This window comes from Meridianimaribacter flavus (assembly GCF_004366715.1).
Classification (GTDB): domain Bacteria; phylum Bacteroidota; class Bacteroidia; order Flavobacteriales; family Flavobacteriaceae; genus Gaetbulibacter_B; species Gaetbulibacter_B jejuensis.
Genome location: NZ_SOQZ01000010.1, coordinates 1 through 14,348 on the forward strand (window position 1 = coordinate 1; position 14,348 = coordinate 14,348).

A 14,348-nucleotide genomic window follows, 5' to 3' on the forward strand; every position below is an offset into this window, starting at 1 on the left:
ATGATGCTAAAGTAGCAGCTAAAACTACTGTTAAAACTTACGAAGTACCATTTAATGTTGAAACGTATACAATTGATGTTAATCAAATATCAAATGATGGTGCTGCATCTACACCAGAACCAGCAACCCATTGCCAATTACCAACATTACTCGCCATCTCATAATCATGTAGTTTTTCAGCAAAATATGCTTCGCCCCAACGCCAATCTATAAGTAAGTGTTTACACAAAAAACTACCAACCAACATTCTAACACGATTGTGCATAAAACCTGTTTTGTTAAGTTGTCGCATACCAGCATCTACCAGTGGATAACCTGTTGTTCCTTCGCACCATTTTTTAAATTCTGCCTCGTTGTTTCGCCATTCTATTCTGTCGTATTTTGATTTAAACGATTCATCTTTTGTTTTTGGAAAATGCCATAAAATTTGCATAAAAAATTCTCTCCATATCAGTTCTTGCCAAAAAGTTTCGTTTTTTTCAGCAATAGCATTTTTTATCATTTTACGAATGCTTACCGTTCCAAATCGAAGATGAGGTCCTAATCGTGATGTGGTATCTTTAGCTGGAAAATTACGTTTGTTTTTATATTCCTGTATCAATGTAGGTGTAACTTCGTAATCCTCAACATCTTGTGAAGAGGTTTCAAAACCCATATCAGATAAACTCAAATTTGGTAATCTCATATGTTCTATTAGGTTGTCTAGATAATCATTGGTATAATAAATTTTAAGCTTATGATTTTTAAAATTCTCTTTCCATGTTTTCATGTAAGGTGTGTAAACCACATAAGGATCGCCATCTTTTTTAACCACTTCATCCTTTTCAAAAATGACTTGGTCTTTGAAAGTTCTGAATTCGATATTGTTTTGCTCTAAAAACGTTTTGATGTTTTTGTCACGTTCACGAGCATATGGTTCATAATCGTGATTGATGTAAGCGGTTTGTATGTCATAATCTTTAACCAATTGCTTATAGATGTCTTTAGGTTCTCCATAAAACATAGCTAAACTGCTGTTATGCTCTTTCTGCATTGTGTTTCGCATGTTTTGGAGTGTATTGAAGATGAAAGTGACACGAGCATCATCTTTAGGGAGTTTGTTTAATATTTCTGTATCAAAAATAAATAACGGAAGTACTGGGTAATCACCTTTTAAGGCTTCAAAAAATCCGACGTTATCATCTAATCTTAAATCTCTTCGGAACCAAAATATGTTAATTTTTTTTTCATTTTTATCTTTTTGTTTCTGTCATTATGAGCGTTCTTGATAACAGATTGTTTTAGTCATTCTTTATTCGCAATGACAATTATTTACCGTATTTACCAAACAATTCTTCTAACTTTGTTTGTCTATAATCAAAAATTTCTTTCAACTTAGGTTTTACAAGTATAGGGTGTACGAGTTGTCCTAAAATTCCAAATGGTAATTTATAATCAATAATATCTTCCATTTCAACACCTCCATCAATTGCTTTTATAAAATGTTTGTGATGCCATAATGCATAAGGCCCAAATCGTTGTTCGTCAACAAAATATTTTTTATCAATACTATGTGTGATTTCGGTTACCCATTTGGTTTTTATTCCTAGAACTGGAGTCACTATATATTGTATAATTTGTCCTGCATACATTGGTCTGTCTGCATCAGACAATATATGAAATCCCATATAGTCTGGAGTTATGGTTTTTAAATTTTTTGGATCAGAGAGAAATTCCCAAGCTTGGTCTATGGTTATAGGAAGATTTTGTTTTTTATGAAGCGTATATATTTTCATTTTAGTTATAGATAGAAATGTATAAATTGAGTGATGTGGCAATGCATAACCAAATAACATAAGGTAAAATAAGTAATGATTTTAGTTTTAATTCTTTGAGATAGGTAATAAAAAAAGCGGTGACAACAATGGTAAGCAGAGTGATATTTATGAGTGCAATATCAGTAAGTTTTTGGTTAAAGAATATATAGTTCCAACTTATATTGAGTAAAAATTGTATAACGAATAGTGTTATTACTTTGTTTGATAGTCGTTTTATACAAAGAAAAGTCATGTATAACGAAAAACAAATCATTATTGTTGTCCATGCTACGCCAAAAACCCAACCATCAGGTGTCCAAGGTGCTTTGTTTAGTTGTGCATACCATTCTCCTTGTGGACCACTTGCCATAAACAAAGTGCCAAGTCCTAACGCTCCAAAATTAACGATTAAAAAGACAACTAAAATTTTTAAAAATTTCATTTTTGGGCTTGTTGAAGTTGCTCTATTTGTTTTTGAATCTCCTGAGCCTCAGCATATTTTTTGTCACTTTCAGCTCTGTTGGATGTAGATAGTGCATGCCAATCTTTCATAAGCTTTTCATATTTTTTCTGGAGCTTTTCAATTGGTGATGCTTTTTTAAATAAATTAAACATAACAATCTATTTTAAATGTTTGGTAATTTTTGAACTTGTGGGCGAAGTCAAAGAGAAATAATAATCAATGAACTCTCCATTTGGATTTACGAGATATTTTTGGAAATTCCATTTAACCGTGGAATTCTTAGTTCCGTTTCGTGTTTTTTGTGTGAGCCATTGGTATAAAGGATGTTGATTTTTGCCTTTAACGTCTATTTTTTTGGTAAGTGGAAAAGTGACACCATAGTTAACTTCGCAAAATGATTCAATCTCATTGGCGTTTCCAGGTTCTTGATTTCCAAATTGGTTGCAAGGCACACCAATAACAATAAGTTTGTCTTGATACATTTCATAAAGTTCTTGAAGTGCTTTGTATTGCGATGTAAATCCACATTTTGAAGCGACATTAACAAATAGCATATATTTACCTTTATACTCAGAGAGTTGAATAGGTTTTCCGTTTAGTCCTAAAATGGGAATATCGTATATGGATGTCAAATGGATTTCATTTGAAGCACTAGAGGTTGAAAATAAGGTTGCCATGAAAATTTTTAAAGGATTCATACTATATTTTAGAGCTCACTATACCATAATCCATTTCAAAAACTTGTCCTGAAAAGGCACTTGATTTTTCAGACAATAAAAATTTTGCCATATCAGCCACCTCTTGAGGTTCCAAGATTTTTTTCATGGGATGACGTTCGGTAATGTTTTCAATCATTTTATCATTTCGCAAGAGTTTTGAAGCCAAATCTGTATTGGTAACCGTTGGTGCAATGGCATTGATTCTCAAAGAAGTTGCCAATTCTGCTCCCAAAGATTTGACCAAGCCTTCAACTCCAGATTTTGCTGCTGCGACGCTTGCGTGAAAAGGCATTCCTAGTTTTGCAGCTACCGTACTAAAAAGTACAATAGATGGATGTTTTCCGTTTTTAAGGATTTTCAAGTATGCTTGAATGGATTTTACAGCACCAATGACGTTGATTTCGTAATCATCTCTAAATTCGTCCAAACTAAAACGTCCAATAGGTTTGAGATTGATGCTTCCTGGACAATAGACCAGTCCATCTGCAGCTTCAATTTCTGGAAGTTCGTCTTTTAGCACATCACAATTATGATGTATGAGATTTTTATCTGAGACTTTTGGTTGGCTTCTGCTGATGTTTATGACTTTGTGATTTTTAAGTAAAATTTTAACTAAAGCATTACCAATACCTCTACTACCACCAATAACGATGTATGTTTTCATTATATTAATTTTAAAAGGCGTAATTGATGTATTTTAAATACATACTCAATATGTCTATATTAAATTTTAAATTAAGCAGTTAAAGGTTTTCCTTTTAACCGTTTCTCTACTTTTTGCTTGATTTTTGTAAGACGTTTCATCAGATCCATAATCGATTCGTCTTTCTTTTCTTTATAAATTTGATTTAATGCTAAAATTAAACGTTTGGCTTCACGTGAAATTTTGACACGATCACTCGTAGAGAGTGATTTCATTTTGGTTTTCTCGAATTCTAAGGCTTGAGATATAAGTTCCATAATTTCAATTATTTATATAGTTGTGTAATTCTGTAATTTTTTCGGCAGTATTAAATTGTCCACCGTAATATGTTGTTACTGTTGCAGAAGTATCATCCTTAATACCTCTTGATGATACACAAAGATGTTTAGCATCTATGATAACTGCTACGTCTTCTGTATTTAAAATTTGTTTTAAATCTTCGCCAATTTGATTAGTTAAACGTTCTTGTACTTGAGGTCTTTTTGCATAATATTGTACAATTCTGTTAAGTTTAGAAAGACCAATTACTTTTCCTGAAGATATGTAAGCTACGTGGGCTTTACCTATAATTGGGACAAAGTGATGCTCGCAATTAGAATAAAAGGTTATATCTTTTTCTACTAGCATTTGGTTATACTGATATTTATTATCAAACAAAGCTATTTTGGGCTTATTGGCAGGATTAAGTCCAGAAAAGATTTCTTCAACATACATTTTTGCTACACGTTTTGGTGTACCTTTTAATGAATCGTCGGTTAGATCTAAACCAAGAACATCCATGATTTCTTCAAAAAGAATAGAGATACGTTCTTTTTTTTCTTCATCAGAAATTTTAAATGCATCTTTTTTCATTGGTGTTTCTAGACTGGTAAATAAATGATCATCACCGATGTCTTCAATAGAAAATCCATTTAATTTGTGTCCGTTGGTTGGAGTTACTAATTTTTCTTTATTCATAGCATCTTTTTTAATTGCTGTTTTCAATAATTGAAACAAAGCAGATTGGTTGTTTTATCTAACGTTTAGATATTTTATTGTGTGTAATTTGTTTTTGTCTACTGCATTTAAATCTTCCATTTTCAAAAGATCTAAGTTTTTGATGTTTAGTAGCTCTTCCTTGTACACGTTTGCGCCAAAGTCTAAAACTACTAGGTTTCATCTCTCTACGCATAAGGTTTATGACTTCTTGTTCTTTTAATCCAAACTGAAAGGCAATAGCATCAAAGGTAGTTCGATCTTCCCAAGCCATTGCAATAATTCTATCAATTTCTCTTATCGTAAAATTCTTATTCATTATATGGTATTGTTGAAAATTGACTATCAAAATTTATTTTTTGATCTAATAGCTTTTTAAAAAATTGCTTATTTTCTTTAAAGGTTTTATTTTTTCTAAAATGAATAAATTTTCCATCTGCATGTATACTTGCTCCATTTGTTTTATAAATAACTAGTTTATAATATGGAATAACCCAAGCAAAGCGTTGTAATCCTTTACCAATATGAATCAAAATTCCTTTTGGTCTTAACTCAATACTACCGTAATTTATATCGTTAACTAAATTAACTATGGTATGTAGGTTAGGACTAACCTCGTCAATTATCATACGTTTAGAACCGATACCTTTTAATTTTATAGCTTTAATAAAGGAAAAAGGCTTACCCACCAAATTATTAATTTGTTTAGTAATTTCTTTATCGGTATAAGAAGTGTTAAAAAGCAATAGTTAAACTTTAAGATTCTAATCAAATTTACAAAATGTTTAATCTTTTAAAAAATAAGTTAAACAATATTTAACATATTATTTTTTGATGCATAATAATTAAAATCTATAGGTTATTAATCATCCTATTACGGTTGCTTAATGTATGTCGTTTTAAAATGCGATAGCTTTCTTGTTTCACTATAAAATCATCTTTAAGTCCCCATAATATATCACTAGCTTTTTTTCGTGTTTCTTTTTCATTTACAATAGGGTAAGGATAGTGTTTGCCTAAAATGAAGCCTGTAAGTTGCTGATCAAAATAAGTTATTTCACTGGGATTATGTATAAACGGAGTTTCTAAATTTGCCAATTCAGGAACCCATTGTTTTATAAATTTACCTTCAGGGTCGTGCTCCAGACTATTTTTTAACGGATTATAAATACGTAGCATATTAATTCCCGTTTCGCCAGCTTGCATTTGTATTTGCGGATAATGTATACCTGGTTCAAAATCTAAAAATAAACTCGCTAAGTGTTCGCTTAAATCTTGCCAAGGTTGCCAAAGATTATGTGTGAAAAATGAAACCACTAAAGCACGCATTCTAAAATTTAAATAGCCAGTAGTATTTAAGCAGCGCATGCAAGCATCTACTAACGGAAAACCTGTTTTGCCTACTTTCCAAGCATTTTGAAATTCAACGTTTACTGGTTTTTCAAGTTGATGAAAGCCTTTATTTACACTTTTAAATTCCATCGAATGTTCCATTTCAAACTTTTGGATAAAGTGTGCTTGCCAACGTAAACGTGATACAAACGCATTTAAATGTCGCTTGTTTTTACCTTTTTCTCTTTCAATTCCAGCTGCATTAATAACTTGTTTTATTGATAAATTTCCCCAAGCTATGTAAGGCGATAATCGGCTACAACCTGTTCTAGCTTCCAACGGTTTCGAGATATGGAACATGTAGTTTTTATAGCGATTTTTGAAGAACGATTGCATGTATTTTATTCCTGTTGTTGTTCCACCTTTTTGAAAATTTTTATTGTGAATAGTTTCTGTTGAAACGGTTTTAAACTGAAGTTCTAAAGCTTCAATTGAAGTAATACTTAATAACTGATTTTGTTTTGGCAGAAACTGAAACTCTGGTTGTATCATAAAATCGTCCCAATCTTCAAACCAAGTATTGCGGTTTCTAAGTCCGCGTTGCACACCATTATTAATATTTTCTAACCAAGTTATTTGTTGAGTTCGGCAAAATTCCGAGAAAGCTATATCTCTTTTAAACGTTGAAAGTATACCTGTTTCCATATGAGAAAACACGTGTGTAATATTGAATTGCTTTTGAAGTTGCTCAACTGTATTTTCAATAGAATTATTAACTATTAATATTTTGGAATTATAAGTTTTTAGCTGATGGTTTAAATCCTCTAAAGACTGCTTTACAAAATCCCAATGACGTTGGCTGTAATGTTTATCTTGAAGTAAAAAATCCTCGAAAGTGTAGAGGAGAAGCACGTTTTGTTTGGTGTTTATGGCGTTGGTAATGGCTTCGTTATCCTGTAAACGAAGGTCGCGTTTTAACCAAACGATACTAAGGTTGTTTTTCATTAAAAATTGTCAGGATTTTCAATTATAATTTGTGCACGTTTTTTGATGTTTATCAGTTGGTCTTTATCCATTTTATCAAGTAAACTGTACATCATTCCCATACGACGGTTATTGTCCAAAATGCTGCGTTTGTCATCTAAAAAATTCCAGTATAAACTGTTAAACGGACACGCTTTTTCGCCTAATTTTTTCTTTTTATCATAATAGCAATTTTCACAATAATTACTCATTTTATTAATGTAACTTCCGCTAGAAACGTACGGTTTTGTGGCTATTTTTCCGCCATCTGCAAATTGGCTCATGCCACGCGTGTTGGGTAATTGTACCCATTCTAAAGCATCAACATAAATACCCAAATACCATGCATCAACATCGTCTGGATTTATTTGTGCGAGCAACGCAAAATTACCAGTCACCATTAAACGCTGTATGTGATGCGCGTAACCATTATCAAGACTGTTGGTTATGGCATTTTTTAGGCAGTTCATTTTGGTATTTCCTGTCCAATAAAATTCAGGTAGTTTATTGGTATTTTCTAAGTGGTTTTCGGTTTTGTAATCTGGCATTAAAGCCCAATACATACCGCGCATATACTCTCGCCAACCAATAATTTGACGAATAAAACCTTCAACTTGAGAAATATCAATATTGTTACCATGTTTGCGCCAATAATTTAAAACAGTATCTACAATATTTTTTGCTGAAATAAGCTTGATATTCATCGCAAAAGATAATCGTGAATGGAATAAATAGACTTCGTCCGTATGCATGGCATCTTGATAATCGCCAAAATGAATGAGCAATTCCTCACAGAAATATTTAAGTTGATCAAGCGCTTGCGCTCTGGTAATTGGGTAATTAAACGTTTTAGTGTCAAATTTGCCAATGGTTTTGATGTCACTTTTTTTGATTAACTCGACAATATTTGAAACATCATTTTTAAAATATTTGTAAGTCGGAATTTGGTGTTCACCTTTCCATTTATTGCGATTGCTTTTGTCGTAGTTCCATTTACCGCCTTCAGGTTGTTTTCCAGCCATTAAAATGTCGTGCTTTTTACGCATATCACGGTAAAAATTCTCCATTAAATATTGCTTTTTACCTTTGAAGAAGTCTTTTAAATCATTGCGTTCGGTGTAAAAATGTTCTGTTGAAAACGCTTCAGATTCAATATCTAAAGACTCGCAAAATTCGGATAATTGTTGATCTAAACGATACTCGTCTGGTAATTGGTATTCAAACTTTTTAATGTCGTGTTTTTTGATGAGTTGTTTTAGGTTTTTAACTAAATCTTGCGTGTTGTTTTTATCGTCTAATTTGTAATAGTCTACGTTAAAATTGTTGTCTTTTAAGAGATTTGAAAACGCACGCATTGCAGCAAAAAAGCCAATTATTTTTTGAATATGATGTGTAACATAATCGGTTTCTTGGCGCATTTCAAATAGACAATACACTACATTTTTATCGTTGGTTTTATACCAACTGTGTTTGCTGTTTAATTGATCGCCAAGTATAAGTCTAAGTGTTTTCATGAAATCTTTTTTAGTCTTCGACTGTGCTCAGACTGACATAAATATATTTTAAAATAAAGTGTCTTGTAACCATAAACGCTGGTATTTACCGTTACTATCGTAGCGGTCGGCTTGAAGTTTGACGTTAAACTTTCGGTCCCTTGGATCGTTACCAACACCAGCAACATACATCCAATTACCATAATTGCTATGTACATCGTAATCAAGAAGTAAACTCTCAAAATACGCTGCACCAATGCGCCAATCTAGTTCCATGGACTTTGCGAAGTAACTCGCTACATTTTGTCGACCACGATTACTCATCCAACCTGTTTTTTTAAGTTCGATCATGTTCGCATTTACAAAAGGTTCAGACGTTCTACCATTAATCCAGTTGTTTATTTTTTGCTGATTTTTAGACCAGTCATAATCCTTGTTTAAAATTCCGCCGATTTTAAAGATTTGATTATCAAATTTTAAAGACACATATTTAAAATAGTCGCGCCAAATAAGCTCGAAAATTAGCCAATAAGTAGAATCGTTTTTAAAATGTGCTTTCTCAAACTGCTTGACTTGGTAGTAAATATGTTTAGCAGAAATACTTCCATTGGCTAACCAAGGAGAAAATTTGGAACTAAAATCTTTACCAATCAATCCGTTACGCGTCTTTTTATAAACGCCTAATTTTTTAGAGTTGAAAAAATAGTCTTCTAAACGTTTCAATCCTTCAGTTTCTCCTCCTTTAAACGGAAACGCTGAATTTGGGTGCACTTCAAAATCATCAAAACCTAAATCCTGAAGTGTTGGAATAGAAGTTGGATTTTCTAAAGTATCTTCATTTACTTTTTCTATTGCTAAAGAAGTTTCAGGTCTTATTGTGCTTTGTTTTTCACAAGATTTTCTAAAATCTGTAAAGACTTTAGGTAGTTGTTCTATATTGAAAGGAATATCTTCTGGATGATATAAAAACTGATTGTAATTTGTTGAAATCTGAATGTGTTCAGGCAAATTTTCTTTCACCTTACTAAACACATTAACTTCTTCTTGCGTCCATTCTTCTTGTAAAAAAATATGATTAATTTGATAGTTTTCTACCAAATCTGGAATACAATTTTCAGGTTTTATAGTATATACAAATAACGGAATGTTGAGTTGAGCTAGATTGTTTTTTAAATCGGTTACGGTTTCTATTAAAAATTTAGCTCTGTATTTTTCTGTTTTTTTAAAGCCAAATGGATCATCTTCAAATTGTCTTGGATCAAAACAATATAGAGCGATAACACGATTATTACTACCAATAGCATTTGTTAATGACGCGTTATCGTGAATTCTTAAATCGTTTCTAAACCAAACTAGGCTTGTGTCTTGTTTCTTCTGCATTTTTCGCTACAATATTTTACGTTATCCCAATTTTTCTCCCATTTTTTTCGCCATGTAAATGGTAGTTGGCAAACGGGACAAATTTTTGTTGGCAAGTGTTGTTTAGCTATTCCTCTAGGCATTGGCTAGTTTATTTATCATTCCGTTAAAAATAAATCCATGAAACGGTAAAACACTATACCAATAGAGTCTTCCCCATAGACCGCGTGGTCTGAAGGTAGCGCGTTGGTAAACTTTACCTTTTGCGACTTGAAACTCTAACCAAGCTTCGCCAGGTAATTTCATTTCGGCAAAAAGGATAAGGCGTTTTTGTTCTTTATCGGCTAATAATACACGCCAAAAATCTAAGGCATCACCAGTTTTGATGTCGGTTTGGTTAGTACGACCACGACGTAAACCAATTCCACCAACTAATTTGTCTAAATAACCTCTAATTTTCCAAAGTGTAGTACCGTAATACCAACCATTTTCTCCGCCAATTGCCCAAATTTTTTCAAGCGTTCGGTTTTCATCTCTTACCTGTCTTTCTTTTATGTCTTTAAAGCATCCAAATTTTGGAACTTTAAGGTATTTGGTAGAAACTCTTTTTTTGTTTCGGCTACTTATAAAGGCGTCTTTCCAACTAGAAATAATTTCATTTCCTTCAATTTTAGCAAAAGCTACTTTTACAGCCTCTTTATATGTTATAGGTTTAATGTCCAAAAATTGATTGATGTTACTTTTTTCTCCTATAATTTCTATACCCATACTATTTACTAAAGAAGAGGCTAATTTGTAAGATGTTGATGTTACAAAAATAGCCAGTAGCTTGACAGTTTTGGCGTCATTACCGGAACAGTAATGATGTGTCTTTTTAATTTTCTTATGTCTGCAAATTGTAATAACATTTGCTTGTAGGTCATAATTTCTGGACCAAAAATATCATGAGATGTGTTGTATAATTCTTGTTTACCAAGTCCTTTTGTCAAAAAGGCTAATACATCTCTTACACCAATAGGTTGCGTTTTGGTGTTTAACCATTTTGGCGCGATCATTATGGGAAGTTTTTCGACTAAATCTCTAATAATTTCGAAACTAGCGCTACCAGAACCAACAATAATTCCTGCTTTAAAAACAGTTAATGCGTAAACATTAGATTTTAAAGTATCTTCTACGTTTTTTCTGGATAATAAATGTTTTGAGAGTTTGGTATCGTTGGTAATTCCGCTAAGGTAAATAACTTGTTTGACGTTAGTAGTTTCTATATATTTTTTGAAGTTTAACGCACATTCTTCTTCTAACTTATGAAACTTGTCTACAGAATTTGACATAGAATGTATTAAATAATAAGCAGCATCTATGTCTTTAGGAATGTTTTGTAAGGTGTCTGGTTTTAAAAAATCGGCTTCTACAACATGAAGATTTTCTTCATCTGAATATGCTTTTTCCGTACGTAATTTTCCACGTACAGCGCAAACTACCGTATGACCTTGATCTAAAAGTAACGGAATAATACGCTTACCAATGTAACCTGTTGCTCCTGTTACTAATATTCTCATAGGTTTTGGTTTTTTTTTCTACAGATAATTACATTTATTGATTGTTAGCTAAAGATGTTTTAGGTCTTTGGTATTCTAAACGTTTTTCTAGAGTAGGAATAGCGTAAGTGTCTAATCCGTTAATAGTTGCAATTTCTGCTTTAGATAGATTTACAAAGCCATCATTTTCTAATAAATTATCATTAATGAAAAGATTTTCAATTTCACCTAAAACAAGAATAGTATCGTTTTCTTTAATGAAATATTCTTGAACAAATTTCATTTGAAGCTGAACAGGCGCATCTTCTACAAATGGCGCAAAACACTCATTTTTATATTCTGAATTGAGATTAGTCACTTCAAATTCTGAAATATTGGCATCGTATTTAGCCGATGTGTGATGTGCATCTTCAATTATTGATTTATGAATGTGATTAATCGTGTAAACACCAGTTGATTTTATGTTCTCGTAAGTGTTGCGTAAAACGGTTGTTGGTCTGCAAAAAAAGCCTAAAAGGGGCGGATTGCTACCAACGTGCGTTACCGAACTAAATACTGCAACATTTTCGATATTATCCTTAGATTTTGTGCCAATTAAATTAGCGCTTTTAAATCCAGAGACACTGTTTATAAGGTTAATGCGATACAAATGATGCATTTCTTCGATATGTTTTTTACTGAAATGCTTCATTATTTTAAGTTTTTAAAATTATTGATTTTGATGTCTTTAGCTTTTAAGTCGAACATTAAATTGTACAATCCAAAAAACGTACGGTTAATGTAAATAAAATGCTTAGATCCGCGATTACCGTTCATTTTTCTTAGTTCTGTACTTTTACTGTAACGTTGTCCCATTTCTGAAATAGCATTGAAAAATTCAGGATCAGAAAAATCAAAAGTATCCACATGAAAAGGTTTGGTGAATAAGCTTAACAACTCATGAAACATTGCAGAGAAAAAGTCTAATTCTTCTTTGCTATCATCTTCTCTTAATATTTCTAATTCGAACATTTTTTTTGTGAAAATATCTTTGTTTTCAAGACTTTCTTTTTTTGCCAATTCAAAATAAGGTGTGTAAAAATCTTCAGGTACTATTTTCATACAACCAAAGTCTAGAGCAATAAGTTCTCCTTTTTTAGATACTAAAAAGTTTCCGGGATGCGGATCTGCGTGTACTTTTTTAAGCACATGCATTTGGTACATATAAAAATCCCATAGTGCTTGACCAATTTGATTTGCTACTTCTTGATCGGTATTGTGTTCAGTAAATTCAGAAAGGTGTTCGCCTTCCATCCAATCCATAGTAATGATACGTTCTGAAGATAAATCTTCGTAATACTCAGGAAATTTAAGGTTAGGAATGTGTTTACATGCTTTTACAATCTCTTTACTTTGCTTAACTTCTAGTATGTAGTTAGTTTCTTCAACTAATTTATTTTCGACTTCTTTAAAGTATTTATCACTATCTTTTCCTTTAATATTAAACATTTTAATAGCAATAGGTTTTACCAAAGCCAAATCGCTAGAAATGCTTTCTGCAACACCAGGATATTGAATTTTCACAGCAAGTTTTTTCCCATCCTTTTCTGCTAAATGCACTTGTCCAATACTAGCTGCATTAACCGAATTAAGATTGAAGGTGTCAAAGATTTGACTTGGTAATTGACCGAAATATTTTTTAAAAGTCTTCTTCACTAAAGGTGCCGATAGTGGCGGTACAGAAAATTGTGCTAACGAGAATTTTTCTACATAGGCTTGTGGTAAAATGCTTTTTTCCATACTAAGCATTTGAGCCACTTTTAAAGCACTTCCTTTAAGTTGTTTTAAACTGTCGTAAATATCGTCTGCGTTGTTTTTATTTAAACGTTCTTTAGCTTCAACTTCAGATTTTGTAATCTTATCACCATAATATTTTAGGTAATTAACACCAACTTTAGCACCTGTAGATACTAATTTGGTTGCACGAGATATTTTTGAAACAGGTATTTTGTCTATAGTTTTCAATAGAATGAGAATTAAGAGTTCATTTGAAATTTTTCTTTATAAATAAACTTTCCAAAATCTATTAGGCTTTTTATTGGAGCAATGTCTAATACATCAAAACTTGTATTGACAGATTTTTCTATGAAAATGTCTGTTTTTTCAAAAGATGGAGACGTGTCATCCATCCAAAATTTGATGGTTAATAATAATTGCATCCAAGCAGATTCTTTTAAACTTTTTTGTTGAAGTTTATCAATTTGCTCTTGTTTAGTTTCGATAAGCTCTATACCTAATTCTGAAATGTAGTGCGTAAAATGCGATTTTAAATCTTTTAAAACCACATAGTTTTTAAGCTTATTTTTATGTTGATTAAGAGCATATATAACGTAGCTTCTGTTAGCTGTTAGGTTTTCAAAAAAAGTGAAGTAAAAACTTAACAGTTTGTTTCTAGAATTAAATGCGGTGTAATCTTCGTTTGCACTCAAAGCCTTCAGCGTATTGTCAAAAAAAGCTTTAAATATATGTTGTTCAAGTGCTTCAAATGAACCAAAAAAAGCATAAAATTTTTGCTCTTCAAATTTGTGTTTCTTAGCAAAAGCATATACTGTTTTTGGACGTTTGTTATGCTCTAAAACATAATCCATATAGAAGGTTATGATATTGTTACTTGTAATTGTTTTTTGTTTTGCCATGTCTTTTAAATATTTTATAAAGATACTAAATGTTTAATTTTTAATTATAAACATTAAACAAAATTTAACATGTGAAATGATAATTATTGTTTGACAAGCACAAAAAAGAGCATTATATGTAAACCCAGCTTTGTATTTTTTGATTTGGTAAAAAGATGTATGAAATGTTAATTTATAGTTTTGTTAACATCTAGAGGGCTTTCTAATTTGTAATTTTAATTTTTTAAAAGCGATACATTAATTCTAATCAAAATCTAATCAAAAATGAAAAA

General features: G+C 31.7%; 16 protein-coding genes and 2 pseudogenes. All 18 read right to left on the reverse strand.

Going from position 1 to position 14,348, the window contains the following annotated elements; all coding sequences use genetic code 11:
• Window positions 1-85: 85 nt before the first annotated feature.
• A pseudogene (locus tag A8975_RS14365) lies at window positions 86-1,219 on the reverse strand (cryptochrome/photolyase family protein); the annotation flags it as partial.
• A gap of 88 nt (window positions 1,220-1,307) precedes the next feature.
• Window positions 1,308-1,775 (reverse strand): SRPBCC family protein, encoded by a 468-nt coding sequence (locus tag A8975_RS14370; RefSeq protein WP_134201406.1) that lies wholly within the window; start codon window positions 1,773-1,775, stop codon window positions 1,308-1,310.
• Window position 1,776: 1 nt separating this feature from the next.
• Complete coding sequence (locus A8975_RS14375) at window positions 1,777-2,238, reverse strand: TspO/MBR family protein (protein ID WP_131509072.1); 462 nt, start codon at window positions 2,236-2,238, stop codon at window positions 1,777-1,779.
• Window positions 2,235-2,411: a Lacal_2735 family protein gene (locus A8975_RS14380; protein WP_134201408.1), complete on the reverse strand. Its 177-nt coding sequence runs from the start codon at window positions 2,409-2,411 to the stop codon at window positions 2,235-2,237. The genes A8975_RS14375 and A8975_RS14380 overlap by 4 nt, the downstream gene beginning before the upstream one ends.
• A 6-nt stretch (window positions 2,412-2,417) precedes the next feature.
• Window positions 2,418-2,936: a glutathione peroxidase gene (locus tag A8975_RS14385; RefSeq protein ID WP_243832998.1), complete on the reverse strand. Its 519-nt coding sequence runs from the start codon at window positions 2,934-2,936 to the stop codon at window positions 2,418-2,420.
• A gap of 22 nt (window positions 2,937-2,958) precedes the next feature.
• On the reverse strand, window positions 2,959-3,642 hold the full coding sequence (locus A8975_RS14390) for an SDR family NAD(P)-dependent oxidoreductase (RefSeq protein ID WP_131509075.1): 684 nt from the start codon (window positions 3,640-3,642) through the stop codon (window positions 2,959-2,961).
• Between the two features lie 71 nt (window positions 3,643-3,713).
• On the reverse strand, window positions 3,714-3,938 hold the full coding sequence (locus A8975_RS14395; protein ID WP_131509076.1) for a hypothetical protein: 225 nt from the start codon (window positions 3,936-3,938) through the stop codon (window positions 3,714-3,716).
• 4 nt (window positions 3,939-3,942) lie between these two features.
• Window positions 3,943-4,638, reverse strand: coding sequence for a GTP cyclohydrolase I FolE (gene folE, locus A8975_RS14400; RefSeq protein ID WP_131509077.1), 696 nt, complete (start codon window positions 4,636-4,638; stop codon window positions 3,943-3,945).
• A 58-nt stretch (window positions 4,639-4,696) separates the two neighbouring features.
• Window positions 4,697-4,975: a TIGR03643 family protein gene (locus A8975_RS14405; protein WP_134201410.1), complete on the reverse strand. Its 279-nt coding sequence runs from the start codon at window positions 4,973-4,975 to the stop codon at window positions 4,697-4,699.
• Window positions 4,968-5,402 carry a hypothetical protein gene (locus tag A8975_RS14410; RefSeq protein ID WP_027878713.1) on the reverse strand — a complete coding sequence of 145 codons (435 nt, stop codon included), beginning with the start codon at window positions 5,400-5,402 and terminating at the stop codon, window positions 4,968-4,970. The genes A8975_RS14405 and A8975_RS14410 overlap by 8 nt, the downstream gene beginning before the upstream one ends.
• Window positions 5,403-5,508: 106 nt before the next feature.
• Window positions 5,509-6,993, reverse strand: a complete 1,485-nt coding sequence (locus A8975_RS14415) for a cryptochrome/deoxyribodipyrimidine photo-lyase family protein (RefSeq protein ID WP_134201412.1) — start codon at window positions 6,991-6,993, stop codon at window positions 5,509-5,511.
• Window positions 6,993-8,525, reverse strand: a complete 1,533-nt coding sequence (locus tag A8975_RS14420) for a cryptochrome/photolyase family protein (RefSeq protein ID WP_134201414.1) — start codon at window positions 8,523-8,525, stop codon at window positions 6,993-6,995. The genes A8975_RS14415 and A8975_RS14420 overlap by 1 nt, the downstream gene beginning before the upstream one ends.
• Before the next feature lie 48 nt (window positions 8,526-8,573).
• Complete coding sequence (locus A8975_RS14425) at window positions 8,574-9,884, reverse strand: DASH family cryptochrome (protein ID WP_134201416.1); 1,311 nt, start codon at window positions 9,882-9,884, stop codon at window positions 8,574-8,576.
• Window positions 9,857-9,994 carry a DUF2256 domain-containing protein gene (locus tag A8975_RS14430; RefSeq protein WP_208325378.1) on the reverse strand — a complete coding sequence of 46 codons (138 nt, stop codon included), beginning with the start codon at window positions 9,992-9,994 and terminating at the stop codon, window positions 9,857-9,859. Before A8975_RS14430 ends, A8975_RS14425 begins: the two co-directional genes overlap by 28 nt.
• 4 nt (window positions 9,995-9,998) lie before the next feature.
• Window positions 9,999-11,422 (reverse strand): annotated as a pseudogene (locus tag A8975_RS14435) (SDR family oxidoreductase).
• A 34-nt stretch (window positions 11,423-11,456) separates the two neighbouring features.
• Window positions 11,457-12,092 carry a flavin reductase family protein gene (locus A8975_RS14440; protein ID WP_134201420.1) on the reverse strand — a complete coding sequence of 212 codons (636 nt, stop codon included), beginning with the start codon at window positions 12,090-12,092 and terminating at the stop codon, window positions 11,457-11,459.
• A complete protein-coding gene (locus A8975_RS14445) occupies window positions 12,092-13,405 on the reverse strand; it encodes an ABC1 kinase family protein (protein WP_134201423.1) in 1,314 nt (437 codons plus the stop codon). The genes A8975_RS14440 and A8975_RS14445 overlap by 1 nt, the downstream gene beginning before the upstream one ends.
• An 11-nt stretch (window positions 13,406-13,416) precedes the next feature.
• The gene (locus tag A8975_RS14450) at window positions 13,417-14,076 is read right to left on the reverse strand and encodes a TetR family transcriptional regulator C-terminal domain-containing protein (RefSeq protein WP_134201425.1); all 660 of its coding nucleotides are present in this window, start codon (window positions 14,074-14,076) and stop codon (window positions 13,417-13,419) included.
• Between the last annotated feature and the right edge of the window lie 272 nt (window positions 14,077-14,348).

Excerpts from the sequence above, each read along its gene's own strand:
- A8975_RS14390 (WP_131509075.1), bottom strand. The coding sequence starts at position 3,642 with ATGAAAACATACATCGTTATTGGTGGTAGTAGAGGTATTGGTAATGCT.
- A8975_RS14375 (WP_131509072.1), bottom strand. The coding sequence starts at position 2,238 with ATGAAATTTTTAAAAATTTTAGTTGTCTTTTTAATCGTTAATTTTGGA.
- A8975_RS14450 (WP_134201425.1), bottom strand. The coding sequence starts at position 14,076 with ATGGCAAAACAAAAAACAATTACAAGTAACAATATCATAACCTTCTAT.
- A8975_RS14420 (WP_134201414.1), bottom strand. The coding sequence starts at position 8,525 with ATGAAAACACTTAGACTTATACTTGGCGATCAATTAAACAGCAAACAC.
- A8975_RS14425 (WP_134201416.1), bottom strand. The coding sequence starts at position 9,884 with ATGCAGAAGAAACAAGACACAAGCCTAGTTTGGTTTAGAAACGATTTA.
- A8975_RS14415 (WP_134201412.1), bottom strand. The coding sequence starts at position 6,993 with ATGAAAAACAACCTTAGTATCGTTTGGTTAAAACGCGACCTTCGTTTA.
- folE (WP_131509077.1), bottom strand. The coding sequence starts at position 4,638 with ATGAATAAAGAAAAATTAGTAACTCCAACCAACGGACACAAATTAAAT.
- A8975_RS14370 (WP_134201406.1), bottom strand. The coding sequence starts at position 1,775 with ATGAAAATATATACGCTTCATAAAAAACAAAATCTTCCTATAACCATA.
- A8975_RS14440 (WP_134201420.1), bottom strand. The coding sequence starts at position 12,092 with ATGAAGCATTTCAGTAAAAAACATATCGAAGAAATGCATCATTTGTAT.
- A8975_RS14385 (WP_243832998.1), bottom strand. The coding sequence starts at position 2,936 with ATGGCAACCTTATTTTCAACCTCTAGTGCTTCAAATGAAATCCATTTG.
- A8975_RS14380 (WP_134201408.1), bottom strand. The coding sequence starts at position 2,411 with ATGTTTAATTTATTTAAAAAAGCATCACCAATTGAAAAGCTCCAGAAA.
- A8975_RS14395 (WP_131509076.1), bottom strand. The coding sequence starts at position 3,938 with ATGGAACTTATATCTCAAGCCTTAGAATTCGAGAAAACCAAAATGAAA.
- A8975_RS14405 (WP_134201410.1), bottom strand. The coding sequence starts at position 4,975 with ATGAATAAGAATTTTACGATAAGAGAAATTGATAGAATTATTGCAATG.